Raw genomic sequence first — 21024 nt, 5'->3', positions numbered from 1 at the left:
CGGATAAAAGGTTAAAGTTCTTTGCTTTGGGGTATGATATTAATAATTAAACTAAAGCGAAGGAAGAATAACAGTGAAAAAATATAACTATGTAAGAGTTTCTATTGTCGCTGTTTTGTTAATCGCTGTGTTTTTACTTATCCGGACATTTTTATTCGAAAACTATGTGGTTAACGGAAAATCCATGGAACCCACACTGTATGACGGAAATTTAATGATGGTTAATACGTTTACAAGTGATATTTCAGATATTTACCGTTTTGATGTGATTGTATTTCATGCCTCGGAAGAAAATGATTATGTAAAACGGGTTGTCGGGCTTCCGGGAGAAAAAGTAGAATACAAGGATGACCAATTATATGTAAATGGCGAGTATATCCCTGAGGATTTTCTGCAGGAAGAAAAAGAAAAGACGGAAGCGACACCTTTGACAGAAGACTTTACACTTTTGCAGGTGACTGGGGAACAAACGGTGCCGGAAGATGAACTGTTTGTATTAGGGGATAACCGCAGAGACAGCTTAGACAGCAGATCAATCGGCTTCGTCCCTGTAGAGGAAGTAGTTGGCAAGGTGGATGTGACGTATTGGCCGATAACACAGTTATTTAAGCAGCCGCACTAAGACGGATGGAAAGCAGGTATATGTTCGTGTAAGATGTATGAACAATCCTAGCATTCACCATTTTAGTGCAGGCATGAAACAGATGAAAATAAAATGAAACTTCCTTCGGTGGGGGTGCTCCGTCCCCCCACTGAAGGACTAAAGGAACAAAGGCTAAGTTCGCGACGTCCTGGGGCTGCGATTACTCACCCCATCAAAAAGCGTTGTCGCAACCCCTTTGTGACCTACATCCTGTAGGCCGGAACGAATTGGACCGTTACTGGCTGTTGGATCTCCCGCTTAGCAATAACATGTATTCGTCATTTCTGGAAGCAGGAGTCTTACAAAAGCCCTTCGGTGGGGCTAGCAATCGTAGCAATGTTGTCAGTCAGGTTAATTAATTTTCTTAAATTTAAAACAGATAGCAATAAAACTATCTAGCGGAGGAAAAATACGTAGACTCCTATGGGAAAGCACAATGGTTTTCGCTGGGGCGAGTAATCGCAGTCCCAGTGTGAAGACCCCGCAGAAAAAAAGTGAACTTCTTTTTTTCGAGGAGGCTGAGCGCAAGCCCATGGAAAGCGTAGTGTTTTTCCGCAGCGGTCGCGTTAACATGTCAACATTGGTAATCGCCGTCCCAGTCTCAGCCAGTTACACTGCGATAAATTACTTTTATTAGGAACAAGCTTCTATCTTTGATAAAATAAGGATAGAAGCTTTTGTTTTGAGGCAAGTAAGGTATAATGTGAAACAAACAATAACGAAACTGCTTTCTGCGGGAAATTTGCAGAAGGTTATCCGTAATCCATACATATACCACTAAAAAGGAGTGTGTATCAGATTGACTGTGCGATTTATTTTAGGCAGGTCCGGTACAGATAAAAGCGAGTGGATGATGAAGGATATTGAACATCGTCTGCAAAAGGAGCCGATTGGTCCGGCTATTTTTTATATTGTACCGGATCAAATGACCTTTCAATTAGAAACAGCTTTATTCAGCCGGGAGCATTTAAATGGGAGTATCCGGGCGCAGGTTGCCAGTTTTTCACGGCTTGCATGGCGGATTTTACAGGAAACAGGGGGCGGATTAAAGCCTTTTATCAGTTCGGTTGGAACCCAAATGATGCTTCGGAAAATCATTGCTGAAAAAAGCGGAGATTGGATGGCTTTTCAAAAAGCAATCAAAAAACAAGGATTTTTGGACCAGTTAGAATCTGTTATTCAAGAATTTAAGCGATATGAAATTACACCTGATGCACTTCGGTTACAGCAGGAGCAATTCAATAAATTTGTGCATCAATCTCCCTCGGAAACAGGGTTAGTCCGAAAATTGGATGATTTCATTTACATTTATGAACAGCTTCTTAACCAGCTGCAGCATATGTATATGGACAGTGAAGACAGACTGCAGATATTAATGGAAAAAATTCCGCAGGCAAGCACGCTGGAAGGAGCACATATTTATATTGACGGCTTCCACCGCTTTACGCCGCAGGAGCTGTCCGTAATCACGGAATTAATGAAGAAATGTGCGCAGGTTCATATTGGTTTGACATTAGATCCGACAGCCACAGAGAATCTGGAGGAACTGGATATCTTCTACCAGACGAATCAAACCCATCACCAATTAACAGCTGCAGCGGAAGAGAACGGTATTTCGCTGGAACAGTCTGTTTATTTAGATCCGGCAAAGGATCAGTTTAAAGAGCGTGCCTACTTTGCTCACTTAGAACAGAATTTTGACGTACGGCCTTTACCGGAATACAAAGGGGAGGCTCCGATTCAAATAGCTGAAGCAGTGCATCCGCGTGCAGAAGTAGAGGGTGTTGCGGGAGAAATTCTTTCCCTTGTCAGAGACGAAGAATACCGCTATCGGGATATTTCCATTTTAGTAAGACAGCCGGATGTATATGATGATTTAATAGAAACGATTTTTGGCGATTATGATATTCCTGTTTTTATTGACCAGAAGCGTTCGATGCTGCATCACCCATTGATTGAACTGATTCGTTCGATGCTGGAGGCAATTGAAAATGGCTGGCGTTCCGATGCCATTTTCCGGGTTTTAAAAACCGGCTTTATCCCTGCCAGTGATGAGGAGTTTCCTTTAACCAGTGACGCCATTGATCAATTAGAGAACTATACGATAGAATATGGTATTCGTTACCGGAAGCAGTGGTTAGATGATAAACCTTGGAAATATCAACGTTTCCGCGGCTTTGAACAGGCTGCGCAGACAAACACGGAAAGGGAGATGCAGGACAAAATCAATCGTTATCGCAACCAAATAACGCATGCACTCCGTCCTTTTGATGAAAGCTTTCGTGCAGCAGGAAGTGTAAAAGAGCGCTGTGAAGCTATTTTTATTTGGCTGGAATCGCTAGGCGCACCCGAAAAGCTGGAAGAAATGCGTGCATCCTTCGATGAACAGGGCATTCCTGAAAGAGGAAGGGAGCAGCAGCAGGTCTGGGATGCAGTGCTCCAATTAATGGATGAAATGGTAGAAATAGCTGGTGACGAAGAAATGGATATGACTACTTTCAATGCTTCCATCAATGCCGGCGCAGAAGCTTTGGAATTTTCACATGTGCCCCCGACCATGGATCATGTGTTAGTAGGAACGATTGACAGGTCAAGAATGTCTGATGTCCGTTGCATGTTTTTACTTGGTGTGAATGAAGGAATATGGCCAATGAAGCCGACAATTGATGGCATGATTGACGATGAAGAAAGAGATTTGCTGGAGCAAAATGGCTTGAAGCTTGCGGATAATGGAAAACGACAGCTGCTGGATGATTGGTTTTATATCTATTTATCTTTAACTGTAGCAAAGGATAAGCTGATGATTAGTTATCCAATTAGTGATGAGGAAGGAAAAGCGAAGGTCCCTTCTCAGGTTGTTCATCGAATAGAAGGCCTGTTTCCGGCAACGCAAGAGCATGTATTATTTCAAGATGTGGAGGATACTGCGGATACAACGCGATTTATTACGACCAAAACGAAAACAAGAGCAGCTCTGACAACGCAATTTGCAAGATTGCAGCGCGGCTATGAAATAGATCATGCCTGGTTTGCTGTATATAATTGGTATGTAAAAAATCAGCCGAAATACCGTATGACCTATCGCATATTACAAGGCTTATTTTATAAAAACCAGCCGGAGCATTTAAAAAAGGAAACAGCGGAAGAACTTTATCCAAAACAAATCAAGGCAAGCGTCAGCCGTCTGGAATCTTATTACAGATGTTCGTACCAGCATTTTGCCCGTTACAGCTTGAATTTGAAAGAAAGAGAAACATATAAATTGGATGCTCCGGATATCGGACAATTATTCCACGAAGCATTACGCCTCATTACAGAGTGGGTTCAAAATGAAAAAACAGACTTTAAGCAGCTTACCAGGGAGACATCGGCAAATTATGCACACCGGGCAATCCAGAAATTATCTCCCGTACTGCAGCATCAAATCTTGCACAGCTCGAACCGTTACACATTTATTCAGCAAAAGCTGGAGGAGATTATTGCCAGGGCAGCATTTATATTAAGTGAGCAGGCAAGACAGACAGATTTCAGCCCAATTGGTCTTGAACTCAGCTTTGGAGAGAAGGATAGCCCGCTGCCTCCGCTTATTTTGCCGCTTGAAAATGGGTATGAACTGCTGCTGCGCGGAAGAATTGACCGGGTAGATAAAGCACAGCTTCATCAGGATTTATATTTACGGATTATCGACTATAAATCAAGCTCCCGTGCGCTGGATTTATTGGAAGTTTACTATGGACTTGCCCTGCAAATGCTGACGTATTTAGATGTTGTACTGACTCATTCCGAAAAATGGCTCGGTCAGCAGGCGAGCCCGGCAGGCGTTCTTTATTTCCATGTGCATAATCCAATGATCAATATGGATAAAGAGAAATTAGACAGCGATATCGAGGAGCAAATCTTTAAGTCTTATAAAATGAGAGGACTGCTCTTATCTGATGAGGACATCGCCAGAATGATGGATGAGTCATTAGAATCTGGGAACAGTCATATTATTCCTGCCGGACTGAAAAAAGATGGTACATTCAACAGCAATTCGAAAATTGCGGATGAAGATACATTTGAACAATTGAAAAATCATATCCATGGATTACTGAAGCAGGCAGGACTGGATATGACTTCAGGCGGAGTAGAAATTAATCCGTTTCTGAAAAAAGAGACCGAAGCATGTACGTATTGTCCTTTTCATGCAGTTTGTCAGTTCGATCCTGCGTTAGAAGGAAATAATTATAGAAAAATAGCAAATATGAAAGAAAAAGAAGTGATTGAACGGCTAAAGGGAGGGGAAATCCGTGGTTAAATGGACACAGGAACAGGAACGGGCAATTTATCAAAGCGGCACGGATATCCTTGTAGCCGCAGCAGCTGGTTCCGGAAAAACAGCTGTCCTTGTAGAACGTATTATTCAGAAGTTATTAAAGGAAGAAGATGCAATTAATATCGATGAATTACTCGTCGTTACGTTTACAAATGCTGCTGCCCAGGAAATGCGGGCGAGAGTTGGAGCAGCGTTAGAAAAGGCTCTGGCTGAAAAGCCTGGATCACTTCATTTAAAAAAGCAGCTGTCCTTATTACAGAGAGCTTCTATTTCGACATTACACTCTTTTTGTTTAGATATTGTACGAAAAAATGCCTATATGATCGAGCTGGATCCTTCTTTCCGGATTGCCGATGAGGTAGAGATGGATATGATCAAACGGGAGGTTCTGGATGAGCTGCTGGAGGGCTGGTATGATGATTCGAATACGGAGCAGGAAACGTTCTTTGAAGTGGTGAACCGCTTTTCTAATGACCGAAGTGACAGAGATGTGGAAGAGTTAATTTTACGGACGGCAAATTTTGCAGTCCAGCATCCATCACCCAAAGCATGGCTGCACCAGCTGACGGCTAATTATGAAATAGATGAGAATTGGACGGAAGAGACCATCCCCTGGATTCAGGAGGTGAAGGAAGAAATATCGGGTCAATTAGAAGCGATGAAGCAGGAGAATGCATTAGCTATTGCTGTGGCAAGAGAGCCGGATGGACCGTATCATTATCTGGATGCTTTGGAAAAGGATACGGCGATACTGGATACAGCGATGGAAAAAATAACGCATTGGGAGGCATTACACCAATTTGTCCAAGATGCAAAGTTTGCTGCTTTATCCAGAAAAAAAGCAGACGATAATCCAGAGAAACGGGAGCAAGTGAAGGATTTTCGGAAAAAAGTCAAGGACAGATGGGACAAGATGAAGGAAAAATGGTTTGTCCGCAGCTTGCCTGCTCATATTCAGGATATGCAGGAAATGGCACCTGTTTTGAAACAAATGACCTTGATGGTAGAAGACTATATGGATAAGTTTCAAAATCGAAAAAAAGAACAGGCTATCGTTGATTTTAATGATTTGGAGCATTATTGTCTGGACATTTTAACAGAGACAAATCCAGAGGATAACAGCAGACAGGCTTCTTCGATTGCTTTCCAGCTGCAAAAGCAGTTTAAAGAGGTACTCGTTGATGAATATCAGGATACGAACCTGGTGCAGGAAAGTATTCTGCAATTAGTCCGCAACCCGGAAGATAATGGGAATATGTTTATGGTTGGCGATGTGAAGCAAAGTATCTATGGGTTTCGTCATGCAGAGCCTTCCCTGTTTATCGAAAAATATAAACAATTTGCCGCAAACGATGATCCCGCAGAAAGAATTGATCTTAACCGGAATTTCCGGAGCCGGGGAGAAGTGTTGATTGGTGCAAACTATTTATTCCGTCAGCTGTTCGATGAATCGGTCGGGGATATTGCCTATGATGAGGATGCTGAATTGATTTATGGTAACCGCATGTACGATGAATTTCCATTCGACTCTAATCCGGAATTGCTGCTGATTGATTCTCCACAGGGACAGAAATCCGATGGAGGAGAAGAAACAGAGGAAGATTTAGAAAAGGCGCAAATTGAAGCGCGCGCCTATGCTAAAAAAATACAGGAATGGATTGGTACCGGAGAAAATGGAACACCGATGCAGGTGGTGGATAAAGGAAAAGGGCAGCACCGTAATTTGATGTACCGGGATATTGTTATTTTAATGCGTTCAATGACATGGGCCCCGGTAATTATGGACGAGCTGAAAAAACAAGGTATACCTGTCTATGCTGAACTGACCTCTGGCTATTTTGAAGCGATTGAAATCAGAGTCATGATCAGTTTATTAAAGACTGTTGATAATCCGCGTCAGGATATTCCGCTGGCTGCAGTACTGCGGTCGCCTATCGTCGGGCTGCAGGAAAATGATTTAGCGGCTATCCGCTTAGCTGATCGTCACGGTAATTTTTATGATGCTCTCTTAGCATACATGGCAAAAGAAGATAACAGCGTAACTGAGCAATTAAAGGAGTTTCAAGAGCTGCTGGATAATTTAAGGTTATCTGCCCAGCAGGGAGCGCTCTCGGAATTGATTTGGCAGATTTACCGGGAGACCGGCTACTATGATTTTGTCGGCGGTATCCCTGGAGGGAAGCAGCGTCAGGCAAATTTACGGGCGCTGTATGACCGGGCAAGAAGCTATGAAGAAACGTCCTTTCGCGGTTTATACCGCTTCTTGCGATTCATTGAAAGAATGGAAGAAGAGCAAAAGGACTTAGGTGCTGCCCGTGCACTCAGTGAGCAGGAAGATGTTGTCCGGATAATGACGATTCATAAAAGTAAAGGACTGGAATTCCCGGTCGTTATCCTCGGCGGCATTGGCAAATCGTTTAATATGATGGATTTAAATCAAAAGTATCTGCTTCATAAGGATTTGGGCTTTGCCAGTAAATTTATTGATCCCGAGAAACGAATTCAATATTCTACGTTGTTTTATCATGCGATGCGGGAAAAAATCAGGAGAGAACAATTATCTGAAGAAATTCGTCTATTGTATGTTGCCTTGACACGTGCGGAAGAGAAGCTGTTTATGGTAGGGACAGTGGATTCGGCGGAGAAGCGGAAAGCAGCATGGTCCTGGATTGCACACCATCCAGACTGGGTGCTGCCGGCTTATTTCCGGGTTGGAGCAAAGGCTTATCTGGATTGGATTGGCCCTGCGCTTATCCGTCATCCGCAGGGACAAGTCCTGCGGGAAGAGGAGATAGGTAATCAGGTTTTATCTGCGATTACGCAGGATGCGTCCAAGTGGGAGGCAAATATTTATCCACGTCAGGATATCGTTGCCTTTGAAAATCGGGTACAGGAGAAACAGGATGCCTTAAAAACGCATATCAGAAATTGGGATCCGATTGAACAGAAAGATAAAGCGTTAGATGCTTGGGTGGATCACCGTCTTTCTTATCAGTATCCTTATCAGGAAGCTGCTCATTCACGTGCGAAGCAATCTGTAACCGAGTTGAAACGTCAGCAGGAGCAGAAGGATACGTATAGTGATGAAAAAATGCTTCCTGCAGCGACGAAGGCTCCAATTACGAAAAGACCAAGATTTATGCAAGCGGAAAAGAAATTAACACCGGCCGAAAAAGGGACCGCACTTCATACCGTGATGCAGCATCTTCCTCTAAAAGGCATGCTTGCAAATGAAGAAGTAGAGGAATTTATTGAAAAACTGGTGCAGGAGGAGAAAATGACAGCTGCAGAAGCAGAAAGTGTATCCACTTCGGATATTATCGCATTTTTAGAATCCGCTATTGCACAAAAGATTTTTGATAAGAAAAAGTTGTATAAGGAAGTGCCATTCAGTTTAATGCTGCCGGCCGAAAAGGTATATGCTGACTGGCAGGGGGCCTCCTCAGAAAAAGTGTTGATCCAGGGAGTTATTGACTGTATTATCCCTTCAGAAAACGGCTGGATTATTCTTGATTATAAAACAGACCGGATTACAGAAGAAATGTCAGAGAAATTGGAAGAAAAATTGAAAAAACGATATAAGACCCAGCTTGAGCTTTATCGATACGCTATAGAAGAAATCTGGAAGCAGCCTGTGGAGGAAACCTATCTCTATTTCTTTTCAAAAGGACTGCTTATCAAAGGGGAGTAGCCGGTGCAACCTTATCAGGGAAACAAACGATTAGAATGGATAGATGCAGCAAGAGGCTTTGCGATTTTTGGAATATTTATGGTCAATATAGGAGCATTTTCTGCTCCTTATTTTCTCTATGGCGGAGCAGAGGATGCCTGGACGGCTAAAATAGATCAGTACAGCTTGTTTTTTATTGATATTTTCTTTCAAGCGAGCTTTTACACGCTGTTTTCGATTCTTTTTGGTTTTGGGATTCAAATTCAAAAGGACAGCTTAGATAAAAAGGATATTTCTCCATACGGCTTTTTTGGACGCAGGCTGGGAGTGTTGATTATTTTTGGAATCATTCACGCCTTTGCGATATGGAGCGGAGATATTCTTCTGACTTATGGAACAATGGGATTTTTGCTATTATTCTTCTTATACAGCGGGGAGAAGGTTTTAATGGGCTGGGCGATTGGTTTATTAGGTGCATCTACCCTTGCCTTGACAGGTCTGCAGTATGCGGCAAGGAATTTTATTGATATAAGTTATACAGCGGAAATAAACCAAGCTTTTCAAAGCTATCAATCCAATGATTTTTCCATTATTCTGGCGCAGAATTTTCAGGATTGGCAGTTATCAAACGGGATTTTCAGCTTTTTCCTGTTTCCTTTTATTTTCCTGCCGCTGTTTTTATTTGGGATGTACTTAGCAAGAAAGAGATGGTTTCATGAGCCGCTTGTCCATAAGGGAATATTGAAAAAGGTTTGGGTTATTTCTCTAGTTGTGTTCATCGTATTTAAGATAGGACCGTATACATTTGGCAACCCGCTCTGGTTTAGTCTAGTTCAGGATAATATTGGCGGGACGGCATCGGCCGTCTTCTACCTGACGTCGATTACATTATTATGGGAGAAGGATAGGGCGCAGAAGGTACTTGGTGTCCTGAAGCCGATCGGAAAAATGGCATTATCTAATTACTTGCTGCAATCGATTATCTCTTTTTGGCTTTTCTATGGCATCGGTTTTGGATTATACGGGGAAATCCGGCCCGTTCATCAAATCGGTCTCGTGATTGTGATTTTCTGCTTACAGATTATCGGAAGTATGATCTGGCTTCGATATTTTCGGTTTGGTCCCGTGGAATGGGCATGGCGATCCATTACGTATAAAAAATTACAGCCAATGAAACGCTAATCATGGCAATTTGTTGACAAAGATACGTTTAAATGTCATCTTAGGGAAGAAAATGGTATCATTATAAACGAATTATTAGTCATTTTTGTGAAATATGACAGATGATGATGACATGTATTTATAAAATTGAAGGAGGGAACATGAATGACGCATATGCATATTACATCGTGGGCGCTGGGTCTGATTCTATTTTTAGTAGCTTTAGCCCTTTACAAGAAAAACAGTAACAAGCCTGCAACCATTGTTCATATGATTTTACGACTTGTGTATTTGTTTATCATCGTTACCGGTGGATTATTAACTTGGGACTATATTCAAGGCTATGGCATGCCGCTTCTTGGGGAAGCTATTGTAAAAGCACTTGCCGGTCTTTGGATTGTTGTGGTAATGGAAGGAATTCTGGTTTCTACGAAAAAAGGAAAAGCAGTAACCGGCAAATGGATTCAATTCTTTATCGCACTGATTATTGTTATTGTTTTAGGCTTTTTCCGTCTTCCAATGGGTTTTTATTTCTAAAATAAGAGGATGACGAACACTCCTGTGAGGATAGTGTAATACATTCTCGACGAACAGGAGGAGACAAAGTGCCTTGGTCCATTGCCGAGGCACTTTATTTTAAAATAAGAATGTTTATAAAAATAGCTGGAAATAGCCGCTACGGAAAAAATACTCCGCTAGAATCAGCTTCATTTCTTTGAAAGAAAGCAAATAAAACATATCTTTTCAAAGATGGGAGCGGATGTTGTCGACTCCTGCGGGAAAAGCAACAGGTAGACCTGAACAGGAAGCGATTTTCTTACCGTGCGGCTGAGCCGTTGCCCGCGGAAAGCGACTTCCTGGGGCTGGGACTGGGACTGCGATTACTCGTCCCACCGAAAACCATTGCGATTACTCGCCCCATCGAAAACCGTCGTAGCGGACATCTCCTTGGCGAGAACACCAATGTTTTAAAGATAGTGGTGTTCTTGTTTTTTCTGTTTAATTGTGAACGCTTTTTTACATCATTCCAATCAAGGTATGATTTTTTTAGAAAATAAGTGATAATAAAACAAGGGTGGAATCGTAATTACAGTTTTATTATCATTGGGGGAAAATCTATGATTAAAAAAATAAGTATTGGATTTGCTGCTGTTATCAGTATGTTTATCATGCAAATACCGGTACATGCACAGGACGAAGATATACATAATGAAGTATTTTATCAGGTATTGATTGACCGCTTTAATAATGGGGATACGGAAATTGAAGGAGAATTAGATATTAACGATCCTTATCATTACCATGGAGGGGACTTTCAGGGAATTATAAATAAATTAGATGATTTGCAGGATATTGGAATTACCACGATTTCCCTGAGTCCGATTACGGAAAATAAAGAAAGAGGATATCATGGTTATTGGATCAATGATTTTTATGAGATCAATCCGCAATTTGGAACAATGGAAGATTTTGAGCGTCTTGTATCCGAAGTGCATAATCGTGATATGAAAATAATGATTGATTTTGTATTTAATTATGCTGCGGATACCAGTCCGTTAACAGATGATGCGGACAAGGAAGATTGGTGGCTTGGAGCACCTGAATCAAATGACGAATGGCTGTCAGAAACAGTTCAATTTGATTTAACAAATCCGGAGGCTGCGGAATATGTATTAGACGCTGCGAGATATTGGCAGGAAGAAACCGAAGTGGATGGATTTAAGCTTCATGATGCAGACATGGCGCCGCAGCCATTTGTCGAAGAGCTGACAGCAGCTTTGAAAGAAAACCGTCCTGATTTTTATCTGATTGGTGATACAAGTGCGGCAACGATTGATGAAGCAGCTTCGTTAATGGAAAATACATCCCTCGATCTCATCAATTATCCGGGTTTCAATCAAGTATTAAGCGAAACATTTGCAGATAGCGATCAGGATGTTTCAGCCATTTTTGATGCGTGGGAAGAACAAAGGCTGACCGATTTTTATAAGCAAATCGACGGCCTTCAACAAGAACGTTTTACAAATATCTTTTCAGAGAATCAACGTAATGCTGTCACTGCTTGGACGCTTGCCTTGACCTATATGTATACTACACCGGGGGCAACAATGGTAACGCAGGGGACAGAGCTTCCCATGTACGGAATGGATGCGGAAGAATCGCAGCGGCTTGTTCCTTTTAATAGCGGAGATGAAGATTTAAGGGAGTTTCATAAGCGTATTGCTGCGCTGCACAATGAATTTCCGGCATTAAGGTTGGGAGATTTTGAATATGTCGGCTCCGAAGCATCCATGCTGGTTTTCCGCCGCAGCTATGAAGACGAAGTGATGTATGTCGCTATTAATAACGGAAGTGAATCAGCATATATTGATGAAACTAATTTAGAATCTGGTATGCAGCTGACCGGTATTTTAGAGGATAATTTAGTCCGTGAAAATGAAGAGGGCAATTATCGGATTGGAATACCGAGAGAATCTGTAGAAGTCTATCTTTTAGAAGAAGATAAAGGCTTTAATTGGTTATTTATCGGCTTTATTATTTCTGTTCTTTTATTATTTGTGATTGCTGTTGTACTATTAAAAAGAAAGCAGAAGCAAAGAGAGCATGCAGACAATTAATACTGTTAATTACCTTGGTGAATTTGAAATATAACTGCATAAAAAACATGTGTCTGATTTATTACTGACGCATGTTTTTTATGATTGTACGTTTGGAACATCCTTTCTTAGGGACTTTATTCACCCCTATGTATAGAATAATTTTAGAATATATAAATATATATCGTTCCATTCTCCTGCTTATATTGTATAATAAAAGAAGAGAGTATTTGTTTAAAGGAGGTGCCCAGTATGGAGCGGAGCGCAATAAAGAAAGAATTCTATTTGCTTTGCAGAATTATTCTTTTTGTTGTTATCGGATTATTTATTGTTAAAAATTTCCTTTTAGCTCCTTCGGTCGTATGGGGTGAATCGATGCAGCCCACTTTTTTCGATCAGGATAAAATCATTGTTAATAAAGTAGCTTCAATAGACCGGTTTGATGTGATTGTATTCCAGGCCCCTGACTCTGACAATTATTACGTGAAACGGGTTATTGGTGTACCAGGCGATCATATCGAATATAAAAGTAATACGTTATATTTAAATGGAGAAGCAGTGGAGGAATCCTACTTAATAAATGATGACAGTCCGGCGAAAATGGGTTTTCAAACTGGTAATTTTACATTAGAAGAATTAACAGGCTATTCCATTGTTCCGGAGAATACCTATTTTGTTTTAGGCGATAATCGCGGAAACAGTAATGACAGCCGCTTCTTCGGCTTTCTGAATGAAGAGGCAATTATTGGGGAAGTAACATTCCGATTCTACCCATTTAATAATATCGGCAGGCCTGAATAAACCTGTATCTAAAAAGGAACTTCCTGATTTAGATGCGGGTTTTTTTATTTTATTCGTCTTTGCTATTTAAGAAAGGCAGAAAGCGGTTTTTTCAAAATTAATCCAGCTTATATATCTATCCTAATTCAATTGCAGCTGTATTTGACATTTTGTCAACATCCCTCGTATAGTAGAATTAAGAGGAAAAGATAACTGAAAATAGAAGGGTTTGTATAACGAATGAGCCAAAATATAGGAGATTACTTAAAAGAGCAGCTAAAGGAAAAACATATTTCTATGCGTGAACTAAGTAAACAGACGAATATTAATGTTTCGACGATATCCCGAATTATCAACCATAAGCGTAAACCGACAAATCAGCATTTAGTGGAAATTTCAAAAGCACTGGATGTTCCTTTTGATGAATTACTTCAGAGAACCGGACTGCCGGTCAAATCTTCAGAGAATCATACTAATGATATACAGACATCTATTGTAATGATAGATCAATTTTTAGAGCAATCAGATGATCATTATGATTCTTTTTCAATGGAAAAATTAAAAAAACAACTGGATTGTTACGAAAAAGATGCAGAAACGGAAGAAGGGCGCCGTCTCATTCTGGATACATTTCATCAGAAAAAAGAAGATGCAGGAGCCCGCGGGGCCTATATGAAAAAACTTTCCACTTTTTTTCATCGGATTTGTCATAAAAAAGGAACAAGGAAAGAATTAATTTTAATGGGTGCAGCACTAGTTTATTTCATCAGTACAGCTGATGTTATTCCGGATTATCTTTTTCCTGTTGGTTATTTAGATGATGCTGTAGCAGTTCAAGTGGTAATGAATGCACTTGCTAATAAAACGTAATTAATGAGGGTTTGGATATGAATCGGAAGAAATACAATTTGGATTACAGTATAATCACTATTTTGTTCTTGTTATTATTAATTAGTTTAATTGCAATTTATAGCGGTTCGGGACAATATGCGCAATCACAGCCTTACTATTTTGTGATTCGCCAAGGTATTTGGTATTTTTTTGGTGCGTTGATAATGCTGGCAGTGATTTTCTTTGACTATGAGCTCTTAAAAAAACAGGCATTTAAGTTGTATGCGATTGGCGTGTTCCTTTTATTAGGCGTTCATTTTTTTGGGGTTTTTCGCAACGGTTCTCAACGTTGGCTGAATTTAGGAATCTTTGAGATACAGCCATCTGAATTTATAAAAATATTTCTTATCATCTACTTAGCTGTTTTATTAGAGAAGTATGGCAATCGAAAGCTGCCCTTAAAAAAGAGTATTCAATTAACGCTGAAAGTAGTGGCAGTAACATTAATTCCATTTGTTTTTATATTTTTACAGCCGGATTTAGGATCTGCTTTGATTGTATTAGCCATTGCTTTTTCCATGATTATTGTTTCCAGTATCTCTGTTAAAGTTATTTTACCGGTGCTATTCACCATAGCTGCTTCTATAGGCGGTTTAATTTTTTTGTATTCTTATAATGAAGATATTTTTTCCCGGTTATTTCAATCACATCAAATGGACCGTATTTATGGGTGGTTAAATCCGGCGGAGTATGCATCTGATTATGGGTATCAGCTTCAGCAGGCAATCATGGGAATCGGTTCAGGACAATTGAGCGGCGCCGGATTTAATCAGGGGATGCAGATTCAAAATGGGAATGTACCTGAAGCACATACAGACTTTGTTTTTACAGTAATTGGAGAAGAATATGGTTTTATCGGAGCAAGTATTCTGATTTTATTATATTTCCTGCTTCTTTATCGAATTACAAAGGTTGCCTTCGAAGCAGATAATCTATTCGGGGTCTATCTTTGCGTCGGCATCATCGGAATTCTTGCCTTTCAAGTATTTCAAAATATTGCGATGACCATTGGTTTAATGCCGATTACTGGGATTACCTTGCCTTTTATCAGTTATGGAGGAAGCTCGCTGATAACCAATCTGATTATGATGGGGCTGGTCATCAATGTGCAAATTCGTTCCTCCAATGATTATTTATTTCGAAAAAAAGCAATTAGTGAATAAAGGGGAAGCTAAAAAATCAGCCTGGGAAGATTTTTTAGCTTTCTTTAATTATTTTTTAATACATTCAGGATCCCGGATTAGGCAGAGAAGTTGAAAATTTATTATTTCTTAATAATCAGAATCACTGCTTCGGATGAATTATTGACATTAAAGTCCCCTTCCAAATGAACTCTATGATAAAATAGCGATACAGGTCAAACAAATAATGATATAAACACATAGGATATAGGAACAATCGTAATTATGTCATTAGAGTCAATGAGGAGAGGATTGGAATGAAGAAAAAAGTTGGTATTGTTTTTGGAGGGAAATCATCAGAGCATGAGGTTTCTCTGCAATCTGCCAAAAATATTGTGGACGCAATTAATTTAGATAAGTATGAAGTATATCTGCTGGGGATTGATAAGCAGGGGAATTGGCATGTCAATGACCGTTCTCACTATTTAATAAATGAAGAGGATCCAAGCCTGATTGCATTAAATAAAACAGGGAAGGGAATTGCCATTGTCCCTGGAGCGGAAGAGAATCAAATTATTGAGACCGGCTCAAGTGTAAGCATGGACCAATTAGATGTTATTTTTCCAATTGTCCATGGCACACTCGGTGAAGATGGAAGCCTGCAGGGTATGCTGAGAATGGCCAATATTCCATTTGTAGGTTCTTCTGTACTTGGTTCAGCTATCAGCATGGATAAGGATATTGCCAAGCGTCTGCTGAGCGATGCAGGCTTACATGTTGCCCGCGGATACAGCTTCCGTAAAGCCAAACAAAATCAAATCTCTTATCAGGATATTGCTGCGGAATTAGGAACACCATTATTTATTAAGCCGGCAAATCAAGGCTCTTCTGTTGGCGTACACAAGGTGGAGACGGAAGAAGCATTTAACCATGCTATTCAGGATGCATTTATGTATGATCACAAAGTTTTAGTTGAAGAGGCTGTCTCAGGAAGAGAGATAGAGTGTTCGGTTTTAGGTAATGAAAACCCGATTGCCTCTGTACCAGGCGAGATTCTTCCAACCGTCGAATTTTATTCTTATGAAGCGAAGTATATTGATGAATCTGGAGCAAGCTTAGAAATACCTGCTGTATTGGACAAAGACGTGGCAGATCGAATTAAACAGACTGCTGTTCAAGCTTTTGAGGCTTTAAATTGTGAAGGCTTAGCCAGAGTAGATGTATTTTTAAAAGAGGATAATACGATTATTATTAATGAAATTAATACATTGCCCGGATTTACGAAGATAAGTATGTATCCAAAGCTTTGGGAAGAGAGCGGCGTTTCCTATCGGGAACTGATAGAGAAATTAATTGAACTGGCAATCGAAAGACATCAAAGAGATCAGCAGCTGAAGAGCTCTATTCAAAATTAAAGACGTAAAAGGATGATTGAATGTCTAGCGACAACATAGAAAACGGCGGTATCAAAGCATATTTACAAAACAATTTGCCGGCGCTGATTTTTCACTTTTTCCTGACAGTGTTTGCCATGCTAATGGTACTTTTCACGAATCAACTGCAAATGGTATTTTTCGGAGTTTTAATCGCGTATGTATTATTTGGATTTGCATTGAAAAATCAAGGAACGCTTTTAAAAAATAGTTTGACGGTTTCCCTGGTTTTTATCATTAATCTGATAATGTACACCTTGGTCCCGCTGGCAGTATCTGAGGCACTTATGTTTTATTCCTTGCCGTATCTTTATTTAGCATTGATTAATGGACAATTGATTTTCCTGGCTATTATATTGCCATCCATTTGTATGCTGATCGGGTTATATGTGAAAATAAGCATTATAAAACTAACAAATAAGAACGAGGCATAAATTTACAAAGAGGAGCTGTCATAGGGAAAACAGTTCCTCTTTGTAAAATAGCCTGGATTTCCTGTTAACAGATGGATAAGAATGGGTATACTATCAATAGGAATTAAACGGGAAAGGAGGGAACCGCGATTCTTAATAAACGTATTCGTCATATACAACGTTATCGAGAAATACTTGTTGCATTTTCCCGTAATGGCTTTGGGTATATTGTAAAGGAATTGGGATTGCAAAAGGTTGTTTCTTTGCCGGAAAGAGTTCTTAAAGGGAAGAAGGAAATACATAGAAAAACAACAGGAGAGCGAATTCGGCTTTTCCTGGAAGAATTAGGTCCGACCTTTGTGAAGCTTGGACAAATCGCAAGCACAAGAAGTGATTTGATTCCCCAAGGTATTATTAAAGAGCTGGAGAAGCTGCAGGATCAGGTCGGGAAAGTCTCCTATACCGAAATTCAGGAAATTATCGAGAGGGAATTGGGAGAGCCGATTCATGATATATTTAAAGAGTTTAACAAAGAGCCTATCGCCGCCGCCTCCATCGGACAGGTTCATTATGCTATTTTGCAGAGCGGGGAAGAAGTAGCTGTGAAGGTACAGCGCCCGAATATTGAAAAGAAAATTCATACGGATTTAGAGATTTTAATGAATTTTGCCACCCTTGCAGAAACACGTTTAGAGTGGGCTTATCAATATAAAATCACCGAAATCATTGAAGAATTTAAAGCATCCATCCTGGCCGAATTAGATTACACTTTGGAAGGACGGAACGCGCATAAAATTGCGATGAATTTCAAAAATGATAAAGAAGGCGTGAAAGTCCCTGATGTGTATTGGAAATATACAACCGAACGTGTGCTGACAATGGAATTTGTCAAAGGGATAAAGTTAGATGAGAATGTGCAGCTTATCCGGGAAGGCTATCAGCCCAAGGTAATTGCAGAAAAATTAATTCATAATTTATTTGAACAAATATTATTAGATGGTTTTTTTCATGCAGACCCGCACCCGGGTAATGTGATGATACTCCCTGGTCATCAGCTGTTATTTATGGATTTTGGAATGGTCGGCCGGCTCACACCGTTAATGAAGGAGCATCTGACGGATATGATTATTGCGCTGGCCCGTCAAAATACGCATGCTATCGTGAAGGCTATCTATCGAATGGGTGTGGTTCCTGATGAGGTCAATGATGATATGATGCGTGCAGATATTGAAGAGCTGCGGGATAAATATTATGATGTTCCATTTAGCCAGGTTAGTCTGGGAGAAGCGGTGAATGATTTATTCAGCGTTGCTTCCAGGCATCAAATTCGTATTCCCGCAGATTTATCTTTAGTCGGGAAAACGCTGGTTACCCTGGAAGGGACCGTAGAAAGATTAGACCCGGATATCAGTATTGTTAAAATAGCGCAGCCTTTTGGAAAGAGGCTGATTAAAGAGAAATATCGACCTAAAAAAATGGCAGAGGAAGTTTACGAGCAGGTTGATGATTATAAGGATATTATTTTAGATTTACCGGAGCATGTTAATGCGGTCTATAAGCTGATTCGGAAGGGTAAGGTGCCCTTGGAAATATCCGTTTCCAGAGTGGATATGATTCTTAAGAAGCTGGACAGAATCAGTAACCGTTTATCGTTCAGTATCGTCCTGTTATCGTTCAGTATTATTATGGTTGGATTAATTGTCGGTTCAGCAATCGCGGGAGAGGTTTCTTATTTTTGGAGTCTGCCAGTTATCGAAATTGGCTTTGTTGTTGCTGTACTGATGTTTATATGGCTTATCTTTGCGATATTCAGGTCAGGAAGGTTTTAGCTTTAAACAGAGAAAAAGCTTATGTCAGAAGGGCTTGTCCCTTTCCTGACATAAGCTTTTTTAAATGCTATTTAGAATACCTTATCGCCGTTAAAGATAGAGTTTTTCACAACCACATAATCCACTGTGCGGATAGCATCTAACTGTCTGCCGCCGGCGTAAGAAATAGAGGATTGAAGATCCTGTTCCATTTCTGTCAATGTATCCTGAAGGGCACCTTTATGCTCTACGTACATTTTTTTGCCCTCTACGTTTTTCTTTTCTCCCTTTTGGAACTCTGATGCAGAACCGAAGTATTCCTTCAGCTTCTTGCCATCTTTTTCAATGGTATCTCCAGGAGATTCTTCGTGACCGGCAAATAAAGAACCAATCATGACCATGGATGCACCAAAACGTACAGATTTCGCAATATCGCCATGTGTACGGATTCCGCCGTCTGCAATAATTGGTTTACTTGCAGCTTTTGCACACCAGCGCAGTGCTGCCAGCTGCCAGCCGCCCGTTCCAAAACCAGTTTTGATTTTAGTAATACATACTTTACCAGGCCCGATTCCTACTTTTGTAGCGTCCGCGCCGGCATGCTCCAGCTCACGTACAGCTTCAGGAGTACCAACATTACCAGCAATTAAAAAGCTGTCTGGTAAATGTTTTTTAATATGCTTGATCATACGGATAACAGGTTCTGAATGACCGTGTGCAATATCAATGGTAATATATTCTGGAACTAAGTTATTTTCAGCAAGTGATTCCACAAAAGCATACTCGTCATCCTTCACTCCGACACTGATTGAAGCGAATAAATCTTGTTCTCGCATTGTTTTTATAAAATCAATACGTTTCTCAGGCTCGAAACGGTGCATAATATAGAAATAATTATTTTTAGCTAAATAAGTTGCAATATTTTCATCAATAATCGTCTGCATATTTGCAGGAACGACCGGTAATTTAAAGCTTCTTCCGCCAAACTCAATGGAGGTGTCACATTCTGACCGGCTATTTACTACACATTTTGCGGGAACTAATTGGATATCTTCATAATCAAAAACATTTTCCATTTAAAACACTCCTAAACACGAATAAATTTTGTATTGGATATTAAAAACATTCGCCTTTAGTAATTTAACCCAATCCAGGTATTTTGTCAATGTTTTATGCCTGTTTATCGACATAATAATTTGAAAAATAAGGCACTTCATGACAATCTATAGTTGGATTAATAAATATAGGGGGAAAGGTAAGGGGGGGTATTGTATACGCGACAACAACGTTTAATTAGAAAAGAACAATCATGCTATAATTGGAGGATAATCATATCAAAGTAATGAATTGGAAGGGGAATACACCATGGCCATATTTTCAAAAGATGCATTAGAAGGAAGACATGTATTAATAACCGGCGCAACTGGCGGAATAGGAAGAGAAACAGCGAAGATTGTCGCACAGATGGGGGCTAAGGTCACCATAACCGGACGGAATGCCGATAAGCTTGCAGAACTTAGACAGGAGCTGGAAGGTCTTACTGATGCTTCGAAGCTATTTGTGCAGCAGGCAGATATAACAGAGGAAGCGGAAAGAACGCAATTGGTCAGCAACGCACGGGACGCATTGGGATTTATCTCTGATTTAGTCAATGCCGCTGGAATTGCGGGAAACAAGACGGTGAATCAGCTGGAAGAAGCGGATATACAAGCCATGCTTACTGTAAATTATTTATCTGCATTCAGTCTGACCAAAGAAATTTATCAGGAGATGCAAGAGAAGCAGCAGGGGAATATCGTCAACGTGGCGTCTTTATCCGGTTTGCGGGGGACATATGGAAATAGTGCTTATGCTTCTTCTAAATTTGCGATGATCGGCTGGACACAGTCTATGGCTTTGGAAGCAATTGCATATAATATTCGTGTCAACGCAGTTTGTCCCGGTTTTGTTGATACAGAAATGGTACAAGGTTTATTTGAAGCAAAAGCGGAAAATACGAATCAATCCTATGAACAGGTAAGAAAAGCAGCAGAGGATTCGTTGCCTTCTCAAAAAATAACAGCTCCGGATGAGGTGGGCAATACGATTGCGTACCTGCTGACGGATGCTGCGCGAAATATTGTAGGGGAGTCGGTGAAAATTTCGGGCGGGGCTGTGATGCGTTAATGCACTAACCTTTTTCATTGGAAAAA

The 21024-nt window shown here is 40.3% G+C and carries 14 protein-coding genes; 13 read left to right on the top strand and 1 reads right to left on the bottom strand.

Translation table 11 applies throughout. From position 1 onward, the window contains the following. Positions 1-73 precede the first annotated feature (73 nt). The 12 genes from lepB (BN997_RS19005) to BN997_RS18950 all read left to right on the top strand — a co-directional run bounded on the left by lepB (BN997_RS19005) (position 74) and on the right by BN997_RS18950 (position 18853). Positions 74-622 (top strand): signal peptidase I, encoded by a 549-nt coding sequence (gene lepB, locus BN997_RS19005; protein WP_042534603.1) that lies wholly within the window; start codon positions 74-76, stop codon positions 620-622. An 820-nt stretch (positions 623-1442) separates the two neighbouring features. Then, positions 1443-4940 (top strand): helicase-exonuclease AddAB subunit AddB, encoded by a 3498-nt coding sequence (gene addB / locus BN997_RS19000; RefSeq protein WP_042534602.1) that lies wholly within the window; start codon positions 1443-1445, stop codon positions 4938-4940. Continuing rightward, positions 4933-8649, top strand: coding sequence for a helicase-exonuclease AddAB subunit AddA (addA, locus tag BN997_RS18995; RefSeq protein ID WP_042534600.1), 3717 nt, complete (start codon positions 4933-4935; stop codon positions 8647-8649). The genes addB and addA overlap by 8 nt, the downstream gene beginning before the upstream one ends. A gap of 3 nt (positions 8650-8652) precedes the next feature. After that, positions 8653-9810 (top strand): DUF418 domain-containing protein, encoded by a 1158-nt coding sequence (locus tag BN997_RS18990; protein ID WP_042534598.1) that lies wholly within the window; start codon positions 8653-8655, stop codon positions 9808-9810. A 144-nt stretch (positions 9811-9954) separates the two neighbouring features. Continuing rightward, the gene (locus BN997_RS18985; RefSeq protein WP_042534597.1) at positions 9955-10326 is read left to right on the top strand and encodes a YisL family protein; all 372 of its coding nucleotides are present in this window, start codon (positions 9955-9957) and stop codon (positions 10324-10326) included. Between the two features lie 581 nt (positions 10327-10907). Further along, positions 10908-12407 carry an alpha-amylase family glycosyl hydrolase gene (locus BN997_RS18980; protein ID WP_042534595.1) on the top strand — a complete coding sequence of 500 codons (1500 nt, stop codon included), beginning with the start codon at positions 10908-10910 and terminating at the stop codon, positions 12405-12407. Between the two features lie 231 nt (positions 12408-12638). Then, on the top strand, positions 12639-13187 hold the full coding sequence (gene lepB, locus BN997_RS18975) for a signal peptidase I (protein WP_042534594.1): 549 nt from the start codon (positions 12639-12641) through the stop codon (positions 13185-13187). A 219-nt stretch (positions 13188-13406) separates the two neighbouring features. After that, positions 13407-14036: a helix-turn-helix domain-containing protein gene (locus tag BN997_RS18970; RefSeq protein WP_042534592.1), complete on the top strand. Its 630-nt coding sequence runs from the start codon at positions 13407-13409 to the stop codon at positions 14034-14036. 17 nt (positions 14037-14053) lie between these two features. After that, the gene (gene rodA, locus BN997_RS18965; protein ID WP_042534590.1) at positions 14054-15220 is read left to right on the top strand and encodes a rod shape-determining protein RodA; all 1167 of its coding nucleotides are present in this window, start codon (positions 14054-14056) and stop codon (positions 15218-15220) included. A gap of 275 nt (positions 15221-15495) precedes the next feature. Continuing rightward, complete coding sequence (gene ddlA, locus BN997_RS18960) at positions 15496-16593, top strand: D-alanine--D-alanine ligase (RefSeq protein ID WP_042534588.1); 1098 nt, start codon at positions 15496-15498, stop codon at positions 16591-16593. Positions 16594-16613: 20 nt separating this feature from the next. After that, entirely contained in the window at positions 16614-17045 is a 432-nt protein-coding gene (locus BN997_RS18955) for a hypothetical protein (RefSeq protein WP_042534586.1), read from the top strand. A gap of 128 nt (positions 17046-17173) precedes the next feature. After that, on the top strand, positions 17174-18853 hold the full coding sequence (locus tag BN997_RS18950; protein ID WP_175297094.1) for an ABC1 kinase family protein: 1680 nt from the start codon (positions 17174-17176) through the stop codon (positions 18851-18853). A 71-nt stretch (positions 18854-18924) separates the two neighbouring features. Here BN997_RS18950 and guaC read toward each other — a convergent pair whose 3' ends face one another. Next, complete coding sequence (gene guaC, locus BN997_RS18945; protein ID WP_042534582.1) at positions 18925-19908, bottom strand: GMP reductase; 984 nt, start codon at positions 19906-19908, stop codon at positions 18925-18927. 289 nt (positions 19909-20197) lie between these two features. On the opposite strand from guaC, the gene BN997_RS18940 reads away from it, so the two are divergent. Continuing rightward, positions 20198-20998 carry an SDR family NAD(P)-dependent oxidoreductase gene (locus tag BN997_RS18940; RefSeq protein ID WP_042534580.1) on the top strand — a complete coding sequence of 267 codons (801 nt, stop codon included), beginning with the start codon at positions 20198-20200 and terminating at the stop codon, positions 20996-20998. The last annotated feature ends 26 nt before the right edge of the window (positions 20999-21024 follow it).

Origin of the sequence: Oceanobacillus oncorhynchi, assembly GCF_000821065.1 — a bacterium.
In the GTDB taxonomy this organism is placed as follows: Bacteria; Bacillota; Bacilli; order Bacillales; family Amphibacillaceae; genus Oceanobacillus; species Oceanobacillus oncorhynchi.
Note: the sequence above shows the minus strand (reverse complement) of the source record. Positions and strands in the feature narration are given on the sequence as shown.